This is a genomic window from Lactobacillus sp. UMNPBX1 (assembly GCF_002554085.1).
In the GTDB taxonomy this organism is placed as follows: Bacteria; Bacillota; Bacilli; order Lactobacillales; family Lactobacillaceae; genus Lactobacillus; species Lactobacillus crispatus.
On the sequence record NZ_PCZI01000006.1, the window covers coordinates 1 to 15,375 of the forward strand.

20 protein-coding genes are annotated in these 15,375 nt (G+C 34.0%); 13 read left to right on the top strand and 7 right to left on the bottom strand.

The window, feature by feature from the left end:
* Nucleotides 1-116: 116 nt before the first annotated feature.
* From CP352_RS04575 to CP352_RS04600, 6 genes are all read left to right on the top strand, one after another.
* Nucleotides 117-407 carry a lactococcin 972 family bacteriocin gene (locus CP352_RS04575; RefSeq protein WP_061205069.1) on the top strand — a complete coding sequence of 97 codons (291 nt, stop codon included), beginning with the start codon at nucleotides 117-119 and terminating at the stop codon, nucleotides 405-407.
* A 54-nt stretch (nucleotides 408-461) separates the two neighbouring features.
* Nucleotides 462-2,444, top strand: coding sequence for a bacteriocin (locus CP352_RS04580; RefSeq protein ID WP_089147379.1), 1,983 nt, complete (start codon nucleotides 462-464; stop codon nucleotides 2,442-2,444).
* 10 nt (nucleotides 2,445-2,454) lie between these two features.
* Complete coding sequence (locus CP352_RS04585) at nucleotides 2,455-3,120, top strand: ABC transporter ATP-binding protein (protein ID WP_068813492.1); 666 nt, start codon at nucleotides 2,455-2,457, stop codon at nucleotides 3,118-3,120.
* Nucleotides 3,121-3,122: 2 nt separating this feature from the next.
* A complete protein-coding gene (locus CP352_RS04590) occupies nucleotides 3,123-3,443 on the top strand; it encodes a YxeA family protein (RefSeq protein WP_061205072.1) in 321 nt (106 codons plus the stop codon).
* Nucleotides 3,444-3,535: 92 nt separating this feature from the next.
* Nucleotides 3,536-3,895: a hypothetical protein gene (locus tag CP352_RS04595; protein ID WP_005720016.1), complete on the top strand. Its 360-nt coding sequence runs from the start codon at nucleotides 3,536-3,538 to the stop codon at nucleotides 3,893-3,895.
* A 104-nt stretch (nucleotides 3,896-3,999) separates the two neighbouring features.
* Nucleotides 4,000-4,494, top strand: a complete 495-nt coding sequence (locus CP352_RS04600; RefSeq protein ID WP_023487742.1) for a hypothetical protein — start codon at nucleotides 4,000-4,002, stop codon at nucleotides 4,492-4,494.
* Between the two features lie 25 nt (nucleotides 4,495-4,519).
* Here CP352_RS04600 and CP352_RS04605 read toward each other — a convergent pair whose 3' ends face one another.
* Both CP352_RS04605 and CP352_RS04610 read right to left on the bottom strand, forming a co-directional pair.
* Nucleotides 4,520-5,917 carry an ATP-binding cassette domain-containing protein gene (locus tag CP352_RS04605; RefSeq protein ID WP_089143610.1) on the bottom strand — a complete coding sequence of 466 codons (1,398 nt, stop codon included), beginning with the start codon at nucleotides 5,915-5,917 and terminating at the stop codon, nucleotides 4,520-4,522.
* A gap of 178 nt (nucleotides 5,918-6,095) precedes the next feature.
* On the bottom strand, nucleotides 6,096-7,127 hold the full coding sequence (locus CP352_RS04610) for a YdcF family protein (protein ID WP_005721855.1): 1,032 nt from the start codon (nucleotides 7,125-7,127) through the stop codon (nucleotides 6,096-6,098).
* A gap of 111 nt (nucleotides 7,128-7,238) precedes the next feature.
* On the opposite strand from CP352_RS04610, the gene CP352_RS04615 reads away from it, so the two are divergent.
* The 5 genes from CP352_RS04615 to CP352_RS04635 all read left to right on the top strand — a co-directional run bounded on the left by CP352_RS04615 (nucleotide 7,239) and on the right by CP352_RS04635 (nucleotide 11,271).
* Nucleotides 7,239-7,871: a hypothetical protein gene (locus CP352_RS04615; RefSeq protein ID WP_005721854.1), complete on the top strand. Its 633-nt coding sequence runs from the start codon at nucleotides 7,239-7,241 to the stop codon at nucleotides 7,869-7,871.
* Nucleotides 7,872-7,885: 14 nt separating this feature from the next.
* Nucleotides 7,886-8,530 carry a hypothetical protein gene (locus CP352_RS04620; RefSeq protein WP_065991093.1) on the top strand — a complete coding sequence of 215 codons (645 nt, stop codon included), beginning with the start codon at nucleotides 7,886-7,888 and terminating at the stop codon, nucleotides 8,528-8,530.
* A 65-nt stretch (nucleotides 8,531-8,595) separates the two neighbouring features.
* Nucleotides 8,596-9,261 carry a DMT family transporter gene (locus CP352_RS04625; RefSeq protein WP_089143363.1) on the top strand — a complete coding sequence of 222 codons (666 nt, stop codon included), beginning with the start codon at nucleotides 8,596-8,598 and terminating at the stop codon, nucleotides 9,259-9,261.
* 82 nt (nucleotides 9,262-9,343) lie between these two features.
* Nucleotides 9,344-10,264, top strand: a complete 921-nt coding sequence (locus CP352_RS04630) for a DMT family transporter (RefSeq protein WP_013087018.1) — start codon at nucleotides 9,344-9,346, stop codon at nucleotides 10,262-10,264.
* Between the two features lie 77 nt (nucleotides 10,265-10,341).
* Nucleotides 10,342-11,271, top strand: coding sequence for a DMT family transporter (locus CP352_RS04635; RefSeq protein WP_089143364.1), 930 nt, complete (start codon nucleotides 10,342-10,344; stop codon nucleotides 11,269-11,271).
* An 18-nt stretch (nucleotides 11,272-11,289) separates the two neighbouring features.
* Here the strand turns inward: CP352_RS04635 and CP352_RS04640 are convergent, their stop codons facing one another.
* Together CP352_RS04640 and CP352_RS04650 are read right to left on the bottom strand one after the other, a co-directional pair.
* Entirely contained in the window at nucleotides 11,290-11,571 is a 282-nt protein-coding gene (locus CP352_RS04640; protein WP_089143365.1) for a hypothetical protein, read from the bottom strand.
* Nucleotides 11,572-11,968: 397 nt separating this feature from the next.
* Entirely contained in the window at nucleotides 11,969-12,319 is a 351-nt protein-coding gene (locus CP352_RS04650) for a hypothetical protein (RefSeq protein ID WP_005721217.1), read from the bottom strand.
* Nucleotides 12,320-12,513: 194 nt separating this feature from the next.
* On the opposite strand from CP352_RS04650, the gene CP352_RS04655 reads away from it, so the two are divergent.
* Nucleotides 12,514-12,999 (top strand): C40 family peptidase, encoded by a 486-nt coding sequence (locus CP352_RS04655; RefSeq protein ID WP_013087013.1) that lies wholly within the window; start codon nucleotides 12,514-12,516, stop codon nucleotides 12,997-12,999.
* 44 nt (nucleotides 13,000-13,043) lie between these two features.
* On the opposite strand, the gene CP352_RS04660 is transcribed toward CP352_RS04655, so the two are convergent.
* The 3 genes from CP352_RS04660 to CP352_RS04670 all read right to left on the bottom strand — a co-directional run bounded on the left by CP352_RS04660 (nucleotide 13,044) and on the right by CP352_RS04670 (nucleotide 14,509).
* Complete coding sequence (locus CP352_RS04660) at nucleotides 13,044-13,730, bottom strand: type 1 glutamine amidotransferase (RefSeq protein ID WP_061205079.1); 687 nt, start codon at nucleotides 13,728-13,730, stop codon at nucleotides 13,044-13,046.
* A 69-nt stretch (nucleotides 13,731-13,799) separates the two neighbouring features.
* Nucleotides 13,800-14,093 carry a type II toxin-antitoxin system RelE/ParE family toxin gene (locus CP352_RS04665; protein ID WP_089151082.1) on the bottom strand — a complete coding sequence of 98 codons (294 nt, stop codon included), beginning with the start codon at nucleotides 14,091-14,093 and terminating at the stop codon, nucleotides 13,800-13,802.
* 5 nt (nucleotides 14,094-14,098) lie between these two features.
* The gene (locus CP352_RS04670; protein WP_025006447.1) at nucleotides 14,099-14,509 is read right to left on the bottom strand and encodes a type II toxin-antitoxin system RelB/DinJ family antitoxin; all 411 of its coding nucleotides are present in this window, start codon (nucleotides 14,507-14,509) and stop codon (nucleotides 14,099-14,101) included.
* Nucleotides 14,510-14,709: 200 nt separating this feature from the next.
* On the opposite strand from CP352_RS04670, the gene CP352_RS04675 reads away from it, so the two are divergent.
* The gene (locus tag CP352_RS04675) at nucleotides 14,710-15,360 is read left to right on the top strand and encodes an ABC transporter transmembrane domain-containing protein (protein WP_198995327.1); all 651 of its coding nucleotides are present in this window, start codon (nucleotides 14,710-14,712) and stop codon (nucleotides 15,358-15,360) included.
* Nucleotides 15,361-15,375: the final 15 nt, after the last annotated feature.

Below are 15,375 nucleotides of genomic sequence, written 5' to 3' on the forward strand. Positions count from 1 at the left end.
ATTAAAAAATCAATTTACGAGAAAGATCTATTTACACAAAAGATTTGACAGTTTCTGGGTCCATGGTTTCCATTGTAAAAACTAAAAAGTAAAGAAAGAGAAAGAAGGCATAGGTTATGAAAAAAGCAAAGAAATTAATTGCAGGTTTAACAGCTACTAGTGCAGCTCTAATGCTGTTGACATCTCCAACTTTAGCAGCAACTGTTTATGAACATGGTGGCGTTTGGAATTATGGTGTGGGTAAAAAATACGTTTGGTCTTACTACTCTCATAATCGTTTAACTCATAAATCATCAGTTCAAGGTAAGTACTTTTCAAGTAGTGGCTGGGTAAGTCCAGGAACTCAAGCAAGAGCTTCTGCTGAAAAAGCATGGACAGGTAATCAAAGTTACTTCGATGTAGAGTAAAAAATTGGCGCACACTTTTAATAGTGCGCGCTGTTTTTATATGGTGGTGGAAAAATGTATCGAGTTTGTAAATCTGCTTTGTTTATAATTATCTCAGGTATATGTTTAATTTCAATTTTATCGGTGATCAAGGAGTATGATAAAGAAGCTATTCCTAATGCAAACACAGCAATCACTATTACTACAGATAGTATCAAGCAGTCCAAAAAACAAGTATTTTTGAAATTAAAGCAAGCAGCAAATCAAGGAAACTATCAATTAACCTTAGTTAAAGTGAAGCGAATTAACAATAAAACTAGCAAAGTAGTTTATAATTTTAATTCTAACTTGTCCAATTCTTTGACAATATTTAGAGACGATAATGTTCAAAGATTAAAATATAAAGCATTACGGTTACAAGATCTTCGGGGCACTTATTATACTACCGCTAATTCTACTCAACTTACTAAGTTAAAGCATATATTAGATAAGGCTAAAATTAATTATGCTGTTGTTAAAATTTCTAAACTAACAATTTTAGAAAATAGTGGAATTATTGAAACATACTTACCAATTATTTTAAGTATGCTAGGCATAGTATTTATTATTATGGTGATTGAAAAAGTTTCACATTTTAAAAATTATGCAGTACTAAAATTAAACGGTTGGTCACTTCGACAAATTATAATTAAAGATTTTAAGAAGTCGTTTGCGTATTTCGCTATATCATATTTATTACTGTTTGTTATTTGTTTGTGCTACATTTTGATTAAGATAAATTTCATAAATATAGTACAAATGGTTACTTATAGTTGGGAATTAATAACGTTAATTTGTTTAATTCTAGGTTTGTTAGATTTAGTTTCTTATTCTGTTTTAGTACTAATTAATATTCCTACAGCAATTAAAGGGCAAACGTATACTAAAGAAATAGTTACTGTTGGTTATATTTTAAAAATATTTTTAGTAGCTTTAGTAACAATCAATATATTTGCTTTTCAAAAAAGAGTCACAAACTATATTCAAGATAAAGAAATTATGAAAATGTGGATTAATCATCATAGTGGTTATGTAGTTCAGTATTCAGCAATTGATGATAAAATTCCTTCTGAAGAAAAGAAAGTGGAGCAACGCACTCAACGTTTATTAAATAAGAGCAAAGATGTTATTGTTTCAAGTAATAACCAGCAATATAATCCAAAGTCATGGGATACTTCACCTACAAATGGTAATGTAATGATTGTGAATAAAAATTATTTAAAATATAACCATTTAAAAACAATCACGCAAAAGGTGATTGGATCTAATTTAAACTTAAATGTTATCAATATTTTAATTCCTAATAATCGTATAGATCAAAAAAGCGCTTTTAAAAAAGAATTAGTATCCTTTATTAATTTCCAGCATAGTCTTATTTCAAGAAAAAAACATGTAAAAATGCCGAAACTTAAATTTATTACATATAGCGGTAATAAAAAAATTTTTAATTATACAATTGGATCGGAAATTAAAGATTCTATTTCTGTGAATCCAATTATTGTTGTAGATAATGACTTTTTATCTCCAAACTTCTATTTTGCTGCTGTTAGTCGTGGAATGATACAATTTTCAAATTTACATGAATTGGAACGAAATATTTCAGAGCTTAAATTAACGTCCTATATTTATGGGATTACCGATGCTAAGACTAGATTATCTAATTTTAATATTAAACTTTCACGTCAACTAATGACTATGGTATTAACAATATTATTATCTATTAGTCAGTTAATATTTATTATTATATTTATTAGTCTTGCATTTCTTCAAAATCAACGACAAAGAACGGCAATTAACAAAGTTTTTGGGAAGTCTAATAATCATATTATTTTGAAATTGATTTTAATTAATATGTTAACTGATTTAATGATTATTCTTGTATTAGCTTTAATTCAAACGAATAGCTTGATCATTTGCATATATATGATTCCCTATTTAATAGTTGAATTTTTGGTCATTATGTTATTAGCCCATCATGCACAAAAGGATTTATTGTTAACTTTAAATCACGGTAATTGAGGATAGTTTTATGATTAAGATAAAAAAGATAAATAAAAGCTGGGGACGACGAATTATTTTAAAAGATGTCTCATGTGAATTGAAAAGCGGTAGTAGTTATGCTGTTATTGGTAAAAGTGGAATAGGTAAGACAACATTTTTGAATATTTTAGGCGGATTAGAATCTGCAGATTCTGGGGAAATATTTATAGATGGTCATAAAATGACTCAAAAAACTTTACCAATTCTACGACGTAATAACTTCGGGTTTGTTTTCCAAAATTTTGGTTTGATAGATACTGATTCAATTAAAGACAATCTTTTAATAGGATTAGCAAATCAAAGTTTGAATAAAGTACAAACAGAGGAAGTTATGCATAATGTTTTAAATAATCTTGGACTTAATCAATTGTCACTTAATCAAAAAGTTTATACTTTAAGCGGTGGTGAGCAACAAAGAATTGCTTTAGCAAGAATCATTTTAAAAAAACCAGATATAATATTTGCAGATGAACCAACTGGATCATTAGATCCTGAAAATGCACAAGTAATTTTGAATCATTTGTTAAATGACTTTAGTATTGATCGTACTGTTTTGATTGCAACCCATGATCGAAATGTATGGCAAAGGTGTGATTATATTATTCAAATTGAAAATCAAGGAATTAAGATTACTGAAAATACGAGGAGAATATAGTTATGACAAAAATCAAGAAAATGCTTATCGGAGTGGTAGTTATAGTAGCGCTATTAACGATTGTATTATCATTTCACAATCCTTATACTGATCGGGTGAATCCATTCATTTCCCAGGAAACAAGCTATGCTCAAGTAGATAAAGGCACACAGCGGTATTACAATGTGAAGGCGTATAATCCTAAGACGAAAAAGAATTTATTGTTGAAAAAGGTTGGCGGCTACGATCCATCAGGCCAATATATTTCAATTCAACACAAGGGGCAATACGTTAAATCAATCAAATACATCACTAGAAAACAATTTATGCAAGCAAAAGAATAGTAAAAAGCGTTTGGAAATAATAATCCAAGCGCTTTTCATATGCAACAGTAATGCTGTTATACTAGTATTATTATGCATACAGGAGAAAAATAATGAAAAAGACTTTAACTTTTGTTTTTAGATTACTAGTATTGCTATGTGGCATTGCATTAGCTGGTTTTATCGTGTGGCAGCTGTTTACTAACGCACCAATGCTTGATGTTAACGTTCAGACTAAAGGACCAGTGATTATCGTAATTTATAGTTTGGTAGCGTTAATTACCTTAGGTGCTGCTATCAGCTTCTTTACTGATAAAAATATGGGTTCAACAATCTTTTTAGGTGGCTTACTGACAGTAATTGCAATAATTTTGTGGATTCAAAATCAAGACTTGGCAGATATTTATCGCTGGTATTTTATTTACGGCCTGCTTGTATCGCTACTCAGTCCATTTTTTAGAAAAGAAAACTAAAAAATTGAAAAATCTTCATTTTCTGAAAAAAATTTTTGCGTTTTTTTGCGTAATAAGTAATAGGGGGATAAAACTCTCAGATTTTTAGAAATGAGGATTTTTTTATGTTAGAAAATGAAATGTCACCGGCAATGGTGGATCACTTGGCCGCAGGAATTATGAAGAAGTATAATGATCAGCTTCTTTCAGCAGTACAAAGAATGCTTCCTGAACTCAATATTCAGGAAGCAAAATCACTTGATGATCCAAATAGAAATGTCTTAGATGAAAAAGCAATCGTACATGTAATTGCGCGAGACAATAGGCGCAATAAATACGGGTTAATCATTCAAGTAGGGTCGCAAGAACCAGGAGAAAACATTCTGGAAGTTGCCAACGCTTATCAGGAAGAAATAATCTATGGCGGGCTAGGTGGCTGTCCGGAAAAAGAATTCAAAGCGACATATGTGATCTTTCTTTGCCGAATAGATCCTTTTGGCAAGGGGAAACCTCGTTATGAGTATTATGGTGGTAAATATAATAAAGAAACGCACCAAACTTCTGCAGCACCAAATGTGATCTTCATTAATATAGATGGGGATAGTAAAGGATATGCTTAGCAAATATGTGTTTAAGAGAAATGCTTTAGTGCAATTCAATTAGTCTTTGCTGCTTAATTTTATAGATTTGTTGGCAAAATTGGGTTAAAAATTTGCGATTGTGGGATGCAATAATACAAGTGAGATGCGACTGTTTTAGCATTTGGGCCAAGGCCGTCACACTTTCTGGATCAAGATAGTTAGTTGGCTCATCAAGTAATAGAATAGATTCTTGTTCAAGGTATAGCTGCTTGATTAATGCTAATTTAGCAAATTCGCCACCACTCAAATCCGTGAGTCTTGTAGTCAAATCGACAAACATATCCATTTTAACTAAAAGACGCTTAACTTCAGTTTTGCTCAAAATAGTCTCGTAAAAGAAATCTGCTACTGTGGCAGGTTTCTTTTGTTTAGTCGTATTTAAACCAATGTAGCTGGCTGGTGGCAAAGATTGCTGCTGATTAATGTAGTGTTCTAAATATTTGAGCAATGTTGTTTTACCGCAGCCGTTGGGGCCGATTAATCCAATAATATCGGCTGTTTGCAAGTTTAACTGTGTATTAGATAATAAAGTCTTATTTTGGGGACTGAGTAATTGATCTATTTTGATAGAGTAATTATGTATTTTAGTCGGCCACTTTTTAAATTCAGGAAGTTTAAGTTGATGTTGATATAGGTGCTGTTTCTCTGGAAGTTTAGCCAGTTCACGTTCAGCTCGCTTAAGCCGACTATTTAATCCTTTTTGGACATGATCATGGCTTCGCGAAGGATAGCGACCAGTATTGTCTTGTGTTTTAGCAAAATGATTATAGTCAGTACTTTTTTGCTTTAAAGTAGAGACTTTTTCAGTAATTTGTTGCTTTAATATATCTCGCTTTTCGTTAAAATTGTGTACGGCTTGTTTATCTAATTGTTTTTGTTCGAGATACTGTGCGTAATTTCCTGGGTAATAAACTGCATTATTTGGCTGCAGAATAATAGTTCTCTCACATAGTTGGTTGATAAAATCCAGATCATGGCTAGCTACTAGAATTGCTCCATCATAATTCTTGAGTAAGTAGAGTAAATTCTGGATATTTGTGTCATCTAAGTAAACTGTCGGCTCGTCCAATAAGAGAAGAGAACCAGGAAGCCAAATAGTATTTTCAATTAAAGCTAATCGCTTTTCACCAGCGCTCTTTGAGTCATTAATTACAGTTTGATCATTGACTTGAGGTACATAATTAATTTCACCGTGACAAATAATCTGTCCATCATCTGGTTGGATTTGCTTACGAATTAGGTCAATTAGTGTAGATTTACCAATTCCATTAGGCCCAACTAGAGCAACACGTTCACCATTAGCAATAGAAAAATTTAGATCGGTGAATAAATTGCGCTTAGGGTAGGAAAAATCCACATGACTGACACTAAGAAGAGTTTTATTGAATTTTGTTTCTGACATAAGTAACCTGCTTTTTTGAAAAAGTCAGGACTCGTCATCCTGACTAATGACAGTTTGACAAGTTGTTTTTACGAATCCTCATAGTTACACCTTGCTTTCTATAGATTTGACTATAATTATAAAAAAATTAAAAGATAAATCAATAAAAAACGCTAAGTTCTCAACTTAACACAATAAATTAAAAATGAAATGCGGCAGCAGCAATCATGATAGCTGCTAGAAAACCGATGATAGTCAATTGCATTTTCTTAGTAATTACTAGATATGCAATGAATTCACGCACAAAAGCATTTAAAGTGAAGTACCATTTAGTTTTGGCACCATAACCAGTACACTTGAGGCCTTGACGCTTAGCTAAAACCAGAGCGCGATACACATGATAGGAACTAGTTACAATACAGAAGCGACTATTTGGTTTCATCAGTGCATGTGAGAATTGTAAGTTCTGCTGGGTAGTTTTGGATTTATTTTCGATAATAATATCGTTTTTATTAATACCCAGTTTTTCAGCATATTCAGCCATAGCAACTGCTTCAGGAATGTCTTCACCAGGTCCTTGGCCACCAGACATGATTAACTTAGAGCCAGGATTTTTGTGATAAATTTCTATTCCCCGGGAAATTCTTGCTGCCAGAAGTGGTGTTACCTTTGTTCCCATAATGCCAGCGCCTAACACTACGATGTAGTCTAAGTGCGGCATGTGCCAATTAATTAAATTAATCCAAGAAGTTAAAGTATACATCATCATGATAGTGACTAAGTAGATGATGACTAGCCATAGAAAAATATAGGGATACTTTAACCAGCTATCATGACTAATTCGTCCCACAAGAGGATATAAAAATAGGAAGAAGATAATGGAAATCCCCATGCCCAGAGAAAGATAATTTGTCCAGCGGTTTCCTTCTTTGATAATGATTTTAATGCCATCGTAGAAAAACATAATGATCAAAGTTAATGCAAAGATAATCGTTCCAGCCATCACAGCAAATAGCGCAATCACAAATAATGGCAAAATCCAGTCTTTGTAATGTGGATCAAGGTCAGCGATATTAACCAGAATGACTACACCTAAAAATAAAAAACTAAATAAGGTGATAACTAAGCTAACTCCAGCGCGTAAGGAACGACGTTCGTGAGTAATGATCCAAATGAATCGGCCAAAGCACAGCAAGAAGATCAAAATAGTAATTAAAATGGGATAATTCATAATTTACCTCGAAAAATATTTACTAAATCAATTATAAAAAGACTAGACAAAATTTTGAAATCATTATACAATTTTTGCATAATTAGATAATTATTAAAAGATGGTGAGAATATGAACGGCAATATTAGTGATCATATGAATAAAAGAGAATTGAAACACTGGCTTAGCGAGCGAAAGTTTAGTCGCTGTGTATTATATTTTGAGTTAGCTTATGTAGTAGTTTTACTATTCACATTGATGTTTGACTTTAAAGTTTTTATGCATTTGATTGCATTTCAAGGGATTGCAATTCTGATTTATTATTCAATTGGTGCCTTTCTTGATCGAAGGATAGTGATTAAAAAACACGATACATTCTGGGAAACACTGACTAGTATTAGATTTACTAAAAACGTATTTCTTCGCTTATTTGAATTCTTGCTCTTTTGGGCAAATATCGGTTTAAGTATTGCTTTTGCACGTCAGCTTTGGACTGACATTTTGGCGAAGCCGCTTACCGGTAATTTTGCCAATCTCTTTGAAAATGTTTGGCTGATTGGTGATGGCCTATATGTTGTTCTACTCTTTTGTGTGGAGGTCGGTATTTTAGGTGGAAATCGTAAATTAATTCGTGCGTCTAGCGTTTTAACTGTTGTTTTATCACTGATCTTGCTTTTCATGCAGCCAAGCATGCAAGTAGCTACTGTTATTGGCTTGATTCTCAGTGGGGCAAATTTCTGGTTGAGTTTTCGTAATAAGATTTAGTGGGGAGAAGTCTTATGCAAGATCCTAATTCAAAAACATTCCAAACTATTTTCAAAAATAAACAGCGTCTGCATTTCTTTCTTTATGCAGAGCTGATCTATGTAGTAATTTTGTTATTGACGGTAATCTATGCCTTTCCAATTTTCATGCGTTTAATTGTCATCCAGTTTGCTGTGATTGCTATTATGCTAATTGGTTCTGGTCTATTGAACTGGTATGACAAGAAGACGGGCAGAGCTGTAGTAGTAAAAAAAGATCACGAGTTTTTCTTAAAAACCTTTATCGATGAAACGCCAACTCAAAAGGTGAAGTCAGTTTTTCGTACGATTAGCTTTATCACGATCTTAGCTGCATTTGTGATGGTATTTTTTGGCTGTGCTCAGATTTTTACTGATTTGAGTGTAAAAGTAAAGCCAAGTGATCTAGCAATTATTGAGAATTTGTTACTGTTAGTTGACTCATTTTATGTGCTAACTATGTTTGGCATTATGTGTGGTCTGCTTTTTGGCAAAAAGCGAATGGAACGCAATTCTAGTTTAGCAGCAGGCTTTCTTTCACTTGTTTTAATTGCCTTTCATCCAGAATCTTGGTTGCTTTTTACAATCGGCTTATTGGCTAGCGTGTCAGGTTATACGTTATATAGATTAAATCAACTTTAGAAGCATTGAACCTTTCCTTTAGCCCATGTTACAATGAAAAACATTAATCTAAAGGATGTGTGAATGTGAATCAGCGTTATAAAGGATTGACTTTAGCTGGTGTCGGTGCCTGTTTTTGGGGTGCATCGGGTACGGTGATTCAATTTTTAGCGCCAGTTTTCATAATTATATATTCTTCATTGAGAAGTAAGATGTGGCCACGAAGAATTGATGCGATTTCAATTGTGGTAGCAGTTGTAGGAACCTTCATCTTGGCTACAGGTGGCAGATTCGATCAACTTGCTTTATCACCGCTTGCTTGTTTCTGGGGCTTAATTGCGGCTTTTTCTGAAGCGATTAATACAGTATTACCTGGAAAATTATTCAAAAAGTATGGGCCGATTCCAGTAATCGGCGCAGCAGTGTTGGTTGCAGGCATTGCCTTTTTACCAATTTACTTCACTCAACCAATGCCAAAACTTGCACCAGTTGATGTTTGGGTAATTGTTTATATTATTATTGGTGGAACATTGTTAGTTTATACAATGTACTTATCTAGTGTGCAGTATATTGAACCAAGTACGGTAGGGATGCTTGGAGCCTTCGAGCCACTGATTGCAACAATCCTGTCAGTTTCACTGCTTCATGCGGACTTTGGCCCAATGGACATGTTTGGTGGCTTTTTAATTATTGTTGCTACATTCATGCAGCTAATGCCTAGCAGAAACCTAATTAAGAAAAACGATGAATAAAAAATTAACGGACTAGTTCAAGCTAGCCCGTTTTTGTTATGATAGAGTATGTTAGTTTTAGAAAAGTTGGGGATTAAAAAGAATGGTTACACAAAAACAACGGCGCCTGTGGGCCTTTTTAGCTGGATTAGCTTGCGTAATGTGGGGAATATCAGGTCTATTTGCTAAGAGTCTATTTAATACTAGTCCTGACATTACACCAATGTGGCTATCACAGATTAGAATGGTAACTTCAGGCATTATTTTGTTAATTGTAGCTGGCGTATTAAAGCAAAAGCCAATCGCTACAATGAAAAATAAGCATGACGCGTGGACGATTATCGCATATGGGATTTTTGGTTTATTACCAGTCCAATTGTTTTACTTTATTGTAGTACAACAAGCTAATGCTTCGATTGCCACGATTTTACAATTTGTTGGTCCCTTTTTTGTAATGGGCTACCTAGCTGTAACGCATAAGCAAGTAATGCGGCGAATAGATGTGCTTGCTGCCATCTGTGCCTTTATTGGCGTAGTATTGCTGGCGACACATGGGCGTTTTAATCACTTTGCTTTAACGCCTAGCGTTCTATTCTGGGGTTTGCTTTCAGCTGTTGGAGTTGCGACCAATACATTAATTCCAATCAGTGTGTTGAAGCGAGTTTCTAGTTTAGTCGTTACAGGTTGGGGATTGCTGTCAGCGGGAATTTGCCTAATGATTGTGCACCCACAGATGCCGCATATTCCGAATACGCCACATGTATGGCTAGATGTGGTGGCAGTGATTGTGATTGGAACCCTGATTCCATTCCAATTAATGACTAATTCGCTGCGCTTTATCAAGGCATCAACGGCAAGTTTGCTAGATGCTTTTGAGCCTTTTTCTGCAACCGTTGGTTCAGTTATTTGCTTTGGTTTGGTGATGACCCCAATGGACTGGATTGGTTCGATTTTAGTTGTGCTGGCAGCTATGGCCTTGAATATTTCACCTAAGAAAAAGAAAGTTAAAAAAGCTCATCAATAAAGTTGAGGATGCCTAGTAGGTATCCTTATTTTTGTGGTTTAATTATTAGATGAATGAGAAAGAAAAAGGTGAACGAGATGGTACCAGCAAAAACACGAAGATTGTGGACATTTCTAGCGGCAATGGCAGCTGTAATGTGGGGTGTGTCAGGATTATTCGCTAAAGGATTGTTTGATATTAGTCCTAAATTAACACCAATGTGGTTAACCCAAGTCAGATTGATTATTTCAGGGGCAGTTTTATTAATTGTCTCAGGATTTTTTAAACAAAAGCCAATAGCTACGTTGAAAAATAGGCACAATGTTTTGGTTATTATAGCCTATGGCATATTTGGGTTATTGCCAGTACAGCTATTTTATTTTATGTGTATTCAAGTGGCTAATGCTTCGATTGCGACAATCTTGCAATTTATTGGGCCATTTTTTGTGTTAGGTTATTTAACACTGACGCATAAGCAAGTGATGCGACGCTTGGATATTATAGCGGCGTTATGTGCTTTTTTAGGCGTATTTTTCTTGTCAACTCATGGTCAATTTAATCATTTGGCAATCACGCCAGTTGCACTATTTTGGGGCATTTTGTCTGCTTTTGGTGAGGCTACTTATACTTTGATTCCGGTTAACATTGTTAAAAAGGTTTCTAGTATGGTAGTAACAGGTTGGGGGATGATTTTTGCTGGAATCAGTTTATTGATAATTGATCCGCAATTTCATGCAGTTCCCAATAAGCCTGAAGTTTGGCTGTATACTGCGGCAGTTATTGTAATTGGGACGATTATTCCGTTTCAAATTATGGCAAACGCGCTGCGGTATGTAATTCCATCAACTGTAAGTTTATTAGATGCTTTTGAGCCATTTTCTGCAACGATAGGTTCTGTAATATTCTTTAACTTAGTAATGATGCCAATGGATTGGGTTGGTTCAATCCTTGTGGTTGTGGCAGCGATGGCTTTGAATTTGACGCCGAAACAGAAGAAAAATAAGATCAATCAAAAAACGGAGCTTTAGTTGGCTCCGTTTTTTGAGTTATTTGCGTTTCATTTTTCTAATTTTAAGGTAAGAATAAATCATTGAGATTAGAAAAATAATATCTAATGGAACAGGAACAATTAATAGAAAAAGAGCTCCTAGACCATATTTTAATCCAATGAATAAGTTGATACCTGCAATTACTAGGAATTGGATTAGGATATCCCAATAGCCTACTTTATTCAAATAAAATAGTTGATATTTTTTATAAAATGGTGAGTAGGTTAGTACAATTACTACGATAATTAAGATGATTGCTGTTAAAATTTTAGTGTCCATTGTTGTTCCTGTGATGTCGATAATTGTTTTGCATCTTGATATCAATATATATTCCAACTGCAGTTAATAAACTCCAGATGATTGTATATGGGATTCTGACTATTACTAAAGTAATATAGGTACTCCAATCTAGAGTAAAAGGAAAGACTAAAAATATCCATGGGAGACTAATTAGAGTGACCATTACCAATTTACGATAAGGATAATATTTTTTATAGGTTACGCGTGCATTGATAATTTTATAGATGCTAATTGCGGTGAATATCGCCATAATTGTAACAGCGATAAACACAATGATGCTAGTCATAGTTATTCCTTCCTAATTTTATGTTTTTCATAAAGATAGACAATTTAAGCTGAAGTTTTTATAGAGATCAACGACTGATATAGAAGTTAACTATTCAACCTTCTTTTGAAAAATTATATTAGTAACACAAACCAAAAATACAATGATGTTATAAATCAGAAAAATGCTGACAACGAGACCAAAAGTATAGGTCTTGAACCAGAATAGAATTACGATTGCAGAAAGAATTAAGATTAGACTGATCGTAAGCCAGTTAAGCTTGTGAAATTGCAATGTAATACCTGAGGCAAAAGTGCAGATAATGGCAGTAGTTAAAGAGATAATGCCAATGGTAGATGAGTCATAGGCAATAATTTCGCGCAGTTCTGAAACGAGTGAAAGTCCTAAAATTAGCGCGATTAATATTAAAAAGTGGCGTACATAACTATCTATCTTATCCATAATAAAAAACTCCTAAATTAATGTATTAAGCATATAGAAAATTATAGTGTTTTTCAAGTTAAGCAAAATTTACAAGAAATAGCAGATTTTGTTACATTGCTTAATTTTATAGTAGTCATTTTAAAACAAGACTGTAATATTTCTCCGGTAATATAGAAAACGTTGAAAGATAAGAAGTGTTAAGGGGAAATAAATTGAGTTTTAAACGTAGTTTAGTTAAGTTTGCCACAGTTTTGTCAGTATTTTTTACAGGAATTTCATTCATTAATGTTCCACTTCAAACACAAACTGTACAAGCAGCTAGTCAAAGCAAAACAGAAAAACGTAACGCCGTAGTTAAGCTTGCTAAAGAACAAGTTGGTAAGAGTTACGTTTATGGGGCTACTGGTCCTTCAGCCTTTGACTGCTCAGGCTTAGCTCAATACGTTTATAAAAAGGCTGCTAAAAAGACCTTACCAAGAACCACTTATGGTCAAGTTACTAAGGGTAAAAAGGTTTCATTAAGTCATCTTAAGAAAGGCGACTTGCTATTCTGGGGCTCAGCTTCAGCTCCTTACCACGTTGGTATTTACGTTGGCGATGGACAATATGTGCATGCTGCAACTCCTAGTCAAGGAGTAAGAAAGCAATCTATCAGTGCCTACTTTTATCCATCAGCAGCTAAACGTGTTTTAAATTAATTTGATAATGAAAAGTCCCAGTCAGAATTTCTGACTGGGATTTTTTATTCTGTGACTTTTTCTGCTTCGCTAACTCGCTCTTTGTGCCAATCAAGAATCATTTTCATAATGGCATTAGCTACGTTAGTGTTCTTGAGTAATGGACCATGTGAGTATGAACCAATAAAGTTGCGGTAACGCAAGCCTTCAACGTGGTCTTGTGGGTTGTTGCCGTAACCTTCGATCATATCGCCGAGGGGATGCAACTTGTCCTTGTTATCGAAGTAAGTTTGACCAGAGTGGTTTTCAAAAGCCTTAACTTCGCCCCATTCGGTCATGTAACGGGTATCACCAATCATTCGCTTGTCGCTCTTGAAGACAGTGTGAAGTGGCAAAATATCTAAGCCAGGAATTGTTACACCTGAGTTGGTCTTATAGTAACTACCCATTAGTTGGTAACCACCACAAATGCAGAGCATAGGTTTGTCATCGTTGATGTATTTATCAAGTGTTTCTTTGTGCCGTGGCAAATCCTTGGCTACAACGGTTTGTTCAAAGTCTTGACCACCACCGAAGAAAACAAAGTCGTAGTCAAAGGCATTGAAGTCATCGCCAAGTGAAATGTTGTCAACTTGAGTGTCGTAGCCTTCACGCTTTAGCAAAAAGCTCAAGATTTTAACATCGCCTGAGTCACCGTAAGTATTCATTAAATCTTCGTAGAGATATGCAATTTTAATTAATTTATCGCTCATTTTATTGTCCCTTAGTTCGTTTAATTTCTTCTGTCTAGTATAGCTTAATAGCTAGAATGGGGCAAAGGATTAATATTTGAATACTGTACTTGATGAAGCTAGTATGACATCAATAATGTGTACAGTATCGTTTTCGATAAAGTAGAATAGAGCATATTTTTTGAAATTAACTCGTCGGTATTTTCCTGAAGGAGTTTTTCTATATCTTTCTGGAAAATAATTTAACGCTTGCATAGTTTGCTCAAGATCTTCTACATAATTTTGAGCAGTTTTTGGAGATTGAGATAATTGCAAGATAGAGCTATATATCTCTTTAAGTTCTACAGATACGTTAGGAGTTGATTTGACAGTATATTCTTGCATGAAATTTAAATTCCTAATTCTTTATTCAGTTCGCTAAAAGTTTTACTAATTTCGACACTTTTATCATCTCTTGCATCTTGGGCATGCTTAGCCAACCTTGCTTCAAGCTCCTCTTTAGTCATCTTATTCATATTCATCCAGTCAGGAGTAAGTTCGGCTAATTTATCTTCCCAGTTGGATTTAACGACTTCATACTGAGCAGTGGCCTCGGCGACCATCATAGCGGTGTCGTGGTCGTTTTTGTTTTTTCTTTTCTTTGAGGACAAATCAAAAGGAATTCCTCCAGTTAATGCAATTTGTCGTAAGTACATGTCAATTGCAACTGACATCGGGATGCCAAGTTTGTTTAATACTTTTTCTGCGTTTTGTTTAGTTTCTTGGTTAACACGGACATTGATTGCAGCTTTTTCAGTCATAATTGCACCTCTGTGTAGTAAAAATGTAGTTATTAGATAGTTGATGACTACATATTATCAGATACAGGCAGGAAAGTGAAATAAAATCAATCTTTTTAGTATTGACATAGGAGTAATAAAAATATAGAATTTGTCTAATTTTATATTCATCATATTTTAATATCTTGGATTGCTGTTCAGAATTAGGTGACGCTATGCATATGATTTTTAGCAAAATTGATAAAAAGTATAAAGTTGAATATTGGCTTCTATTAGGAATGAATATTATCAGTACTGGCATTTTAACTTTTAATGTTTATTTGGAAGGAATGCTGCTAAATTCTTTAGTGTATAAGGCTGATAGAGATTCATTTATACGCAGCATTATATTAATAATCACCCTAAGTCTTATAAGACTTTTGTTGTCATATTTCATGAATAAAATTCAAATTCTAGAATTCAGAAAAATAAATATAGAAGTTAACGATGCAATAATAAAGGAATTGTATTCAAAGGATACACTGAAAGTCACAAAAATGAATTCAGTTCGAATGGCAGACAGAATTACTGAGGACACTACTGAAGTGTTGACTTTTTTCTTCCAAACTGCAAATCAAATAATTTCAATCGTGCTTTCCTCAGTCTTGATTTTTACGTATTCATTTACAGCTGGCTCTAGTTTTTTGTTACTGATAGTGATCCTGTTGCCTGCATATAGTGTCATATATTTATTTTTACGGCCTAAGATTTTCAAAGTTAGTTTGAAGTTGAAAGAAGCCTATAATGAATACTTTTCAGGCTTTACCGAATGGTTAAGTAGATACATTGAAATAAAGGGTAATCAAAGAGAGAAAATAGAAAATGAAAGATAGAGCAGTACAAAAAGA

What these genes read in the sequence shown, in the direction of transcription:
- CP352_RS04660 (WP_061205079.1), bottom strand. Translation starts at nt 13,730, where the DNA reads ATGAGCGATAAATTAATTAAAATTGCATATCTCTACGAAGATTTAATG.
- CP352_RS04605 (WP_089143610.1), bottom strand. Translation starts at nt 5,917, where the DNA reads ATGTCAGAAACAAAATTCAATAAAACTCTTCTTAGTGTCAGTCATGTG.
- CP352_RS04620 (WP_065991093.1), top strand. Translation starts at nt 7,886, where the DNA reads ATGCAAGATCCTAATTCAAAAACATTCCAAACTATTTTCAAAAATAAA.
- CP352_RS04615 (WP_005721854.1), top strand. Translation starts at nt 7,239, where the DNA reads ATGAACGGCAATATTAGTGATCATATGAATAAAAGAGAATTGAAACAC.
- CP352_RS04670 (WP_025006447.1), bottom strand. Translation starts at nt 14,509, where the DNA reads ATGACTGAAAAAGCTGCAATCAATGTCCGTGTTAACCAAGAAACTAAA.
- CP352_RS04635 (WP_089143364.1), top strand. Translation starts at nt 10,342, where the DNA reads ATGGTACCAGCAAAAACACGAAGATTGTGGACATTTCTAGCGGCAATG.
- CP352_RS04595 (WP_005720016.1), top strand. Translation starts at nt 3,536, where the DNA reads ATGAAAAAGACTTTAACTTTTGTTTTTAGATTACTAGTATTGCTATGT.
- CP352_RS04585 (WP_068813492.1), top strand. Translation starts at nt 2,455, where the DNA reads ATGATTAAGATAAAAAAGATAAATAAAAGCTGGGGACGACGAATTATT.
- CP352_RS04600 (WP_023487742.1), top strand. Translation starts at nt 4,000, where the DNA reads ATGTTAGAAAATGAAATGTCACCGGCAATGGTGGATCACTTGGCCGCA.
- CP352_RS04640 (WP_089143365.1), bottom strand. Translation starts at nt 11,571, where the DNA reads ATGGACACTAAAATTTTAACAGCAATCATCTTAATTATCGTAGTAATT.
- CP352_RS04610 (WP_005721855.1), bottom strand. Translation starts at nt 7,127, where the DNA reads ATGAATTATCCCATTTTAATTACTATTTTGATCTTCTTGCTGTGCTTT.
- CP352_RS04630 (WP_013087018.1), top strand. Translation starts at nt 9,344, where the DNA reads ATGGTTACACAAAAACAACGGCGCCTGTGGGCCTTTTTAGCTGGATTA.
- CP352_RS04665 (WP_089151082.1), bottom strand. Translation starts at nt 14,093, where the DNA reads ATGCAAGAATATACTGTCAAATCAACTCCTAACGTATCTGTAGAACTT.
- CP352_RS04590 (WP_061205072.1), top strand. Translation starts at nt 3,123, where the DNA reads ATGACAAAAATCAAGAAAATGCTTATCGGAGTGGTAGTTATAGTAGCG.
- CP352_RS04575 (WP_061205069.1), top strand. Translation starts at nt 117, where the DNA reads ATGAAAAAAGCAAAGAAATTAATTGCAGGTTTAACAGCTACTAGTGCA.
- CP352_RS04650 (WP_005721217.1), bottom strand. Translation starts at nt 12,319, where the DNA reads ATGGATAAGATAGATAGTTATGTACGCCACTTTTTAATATTAATCGCG.
- CP352_RS04675 (WP_198995327.1), top strand. Translation starts at nt 14,710, where the DNA reads ATGATTTTTAGCAAAATTGATAAAAAGTATAAAGTTGAATATTGGCTT.
- CP352_RS04580 (WP_089147379.1), top strand. Translation starts at nt 462, where the DNA reads ATGTATCGAGTTTGTAAATCTGCTTTGTTTATAATTATCTCAGGTATA.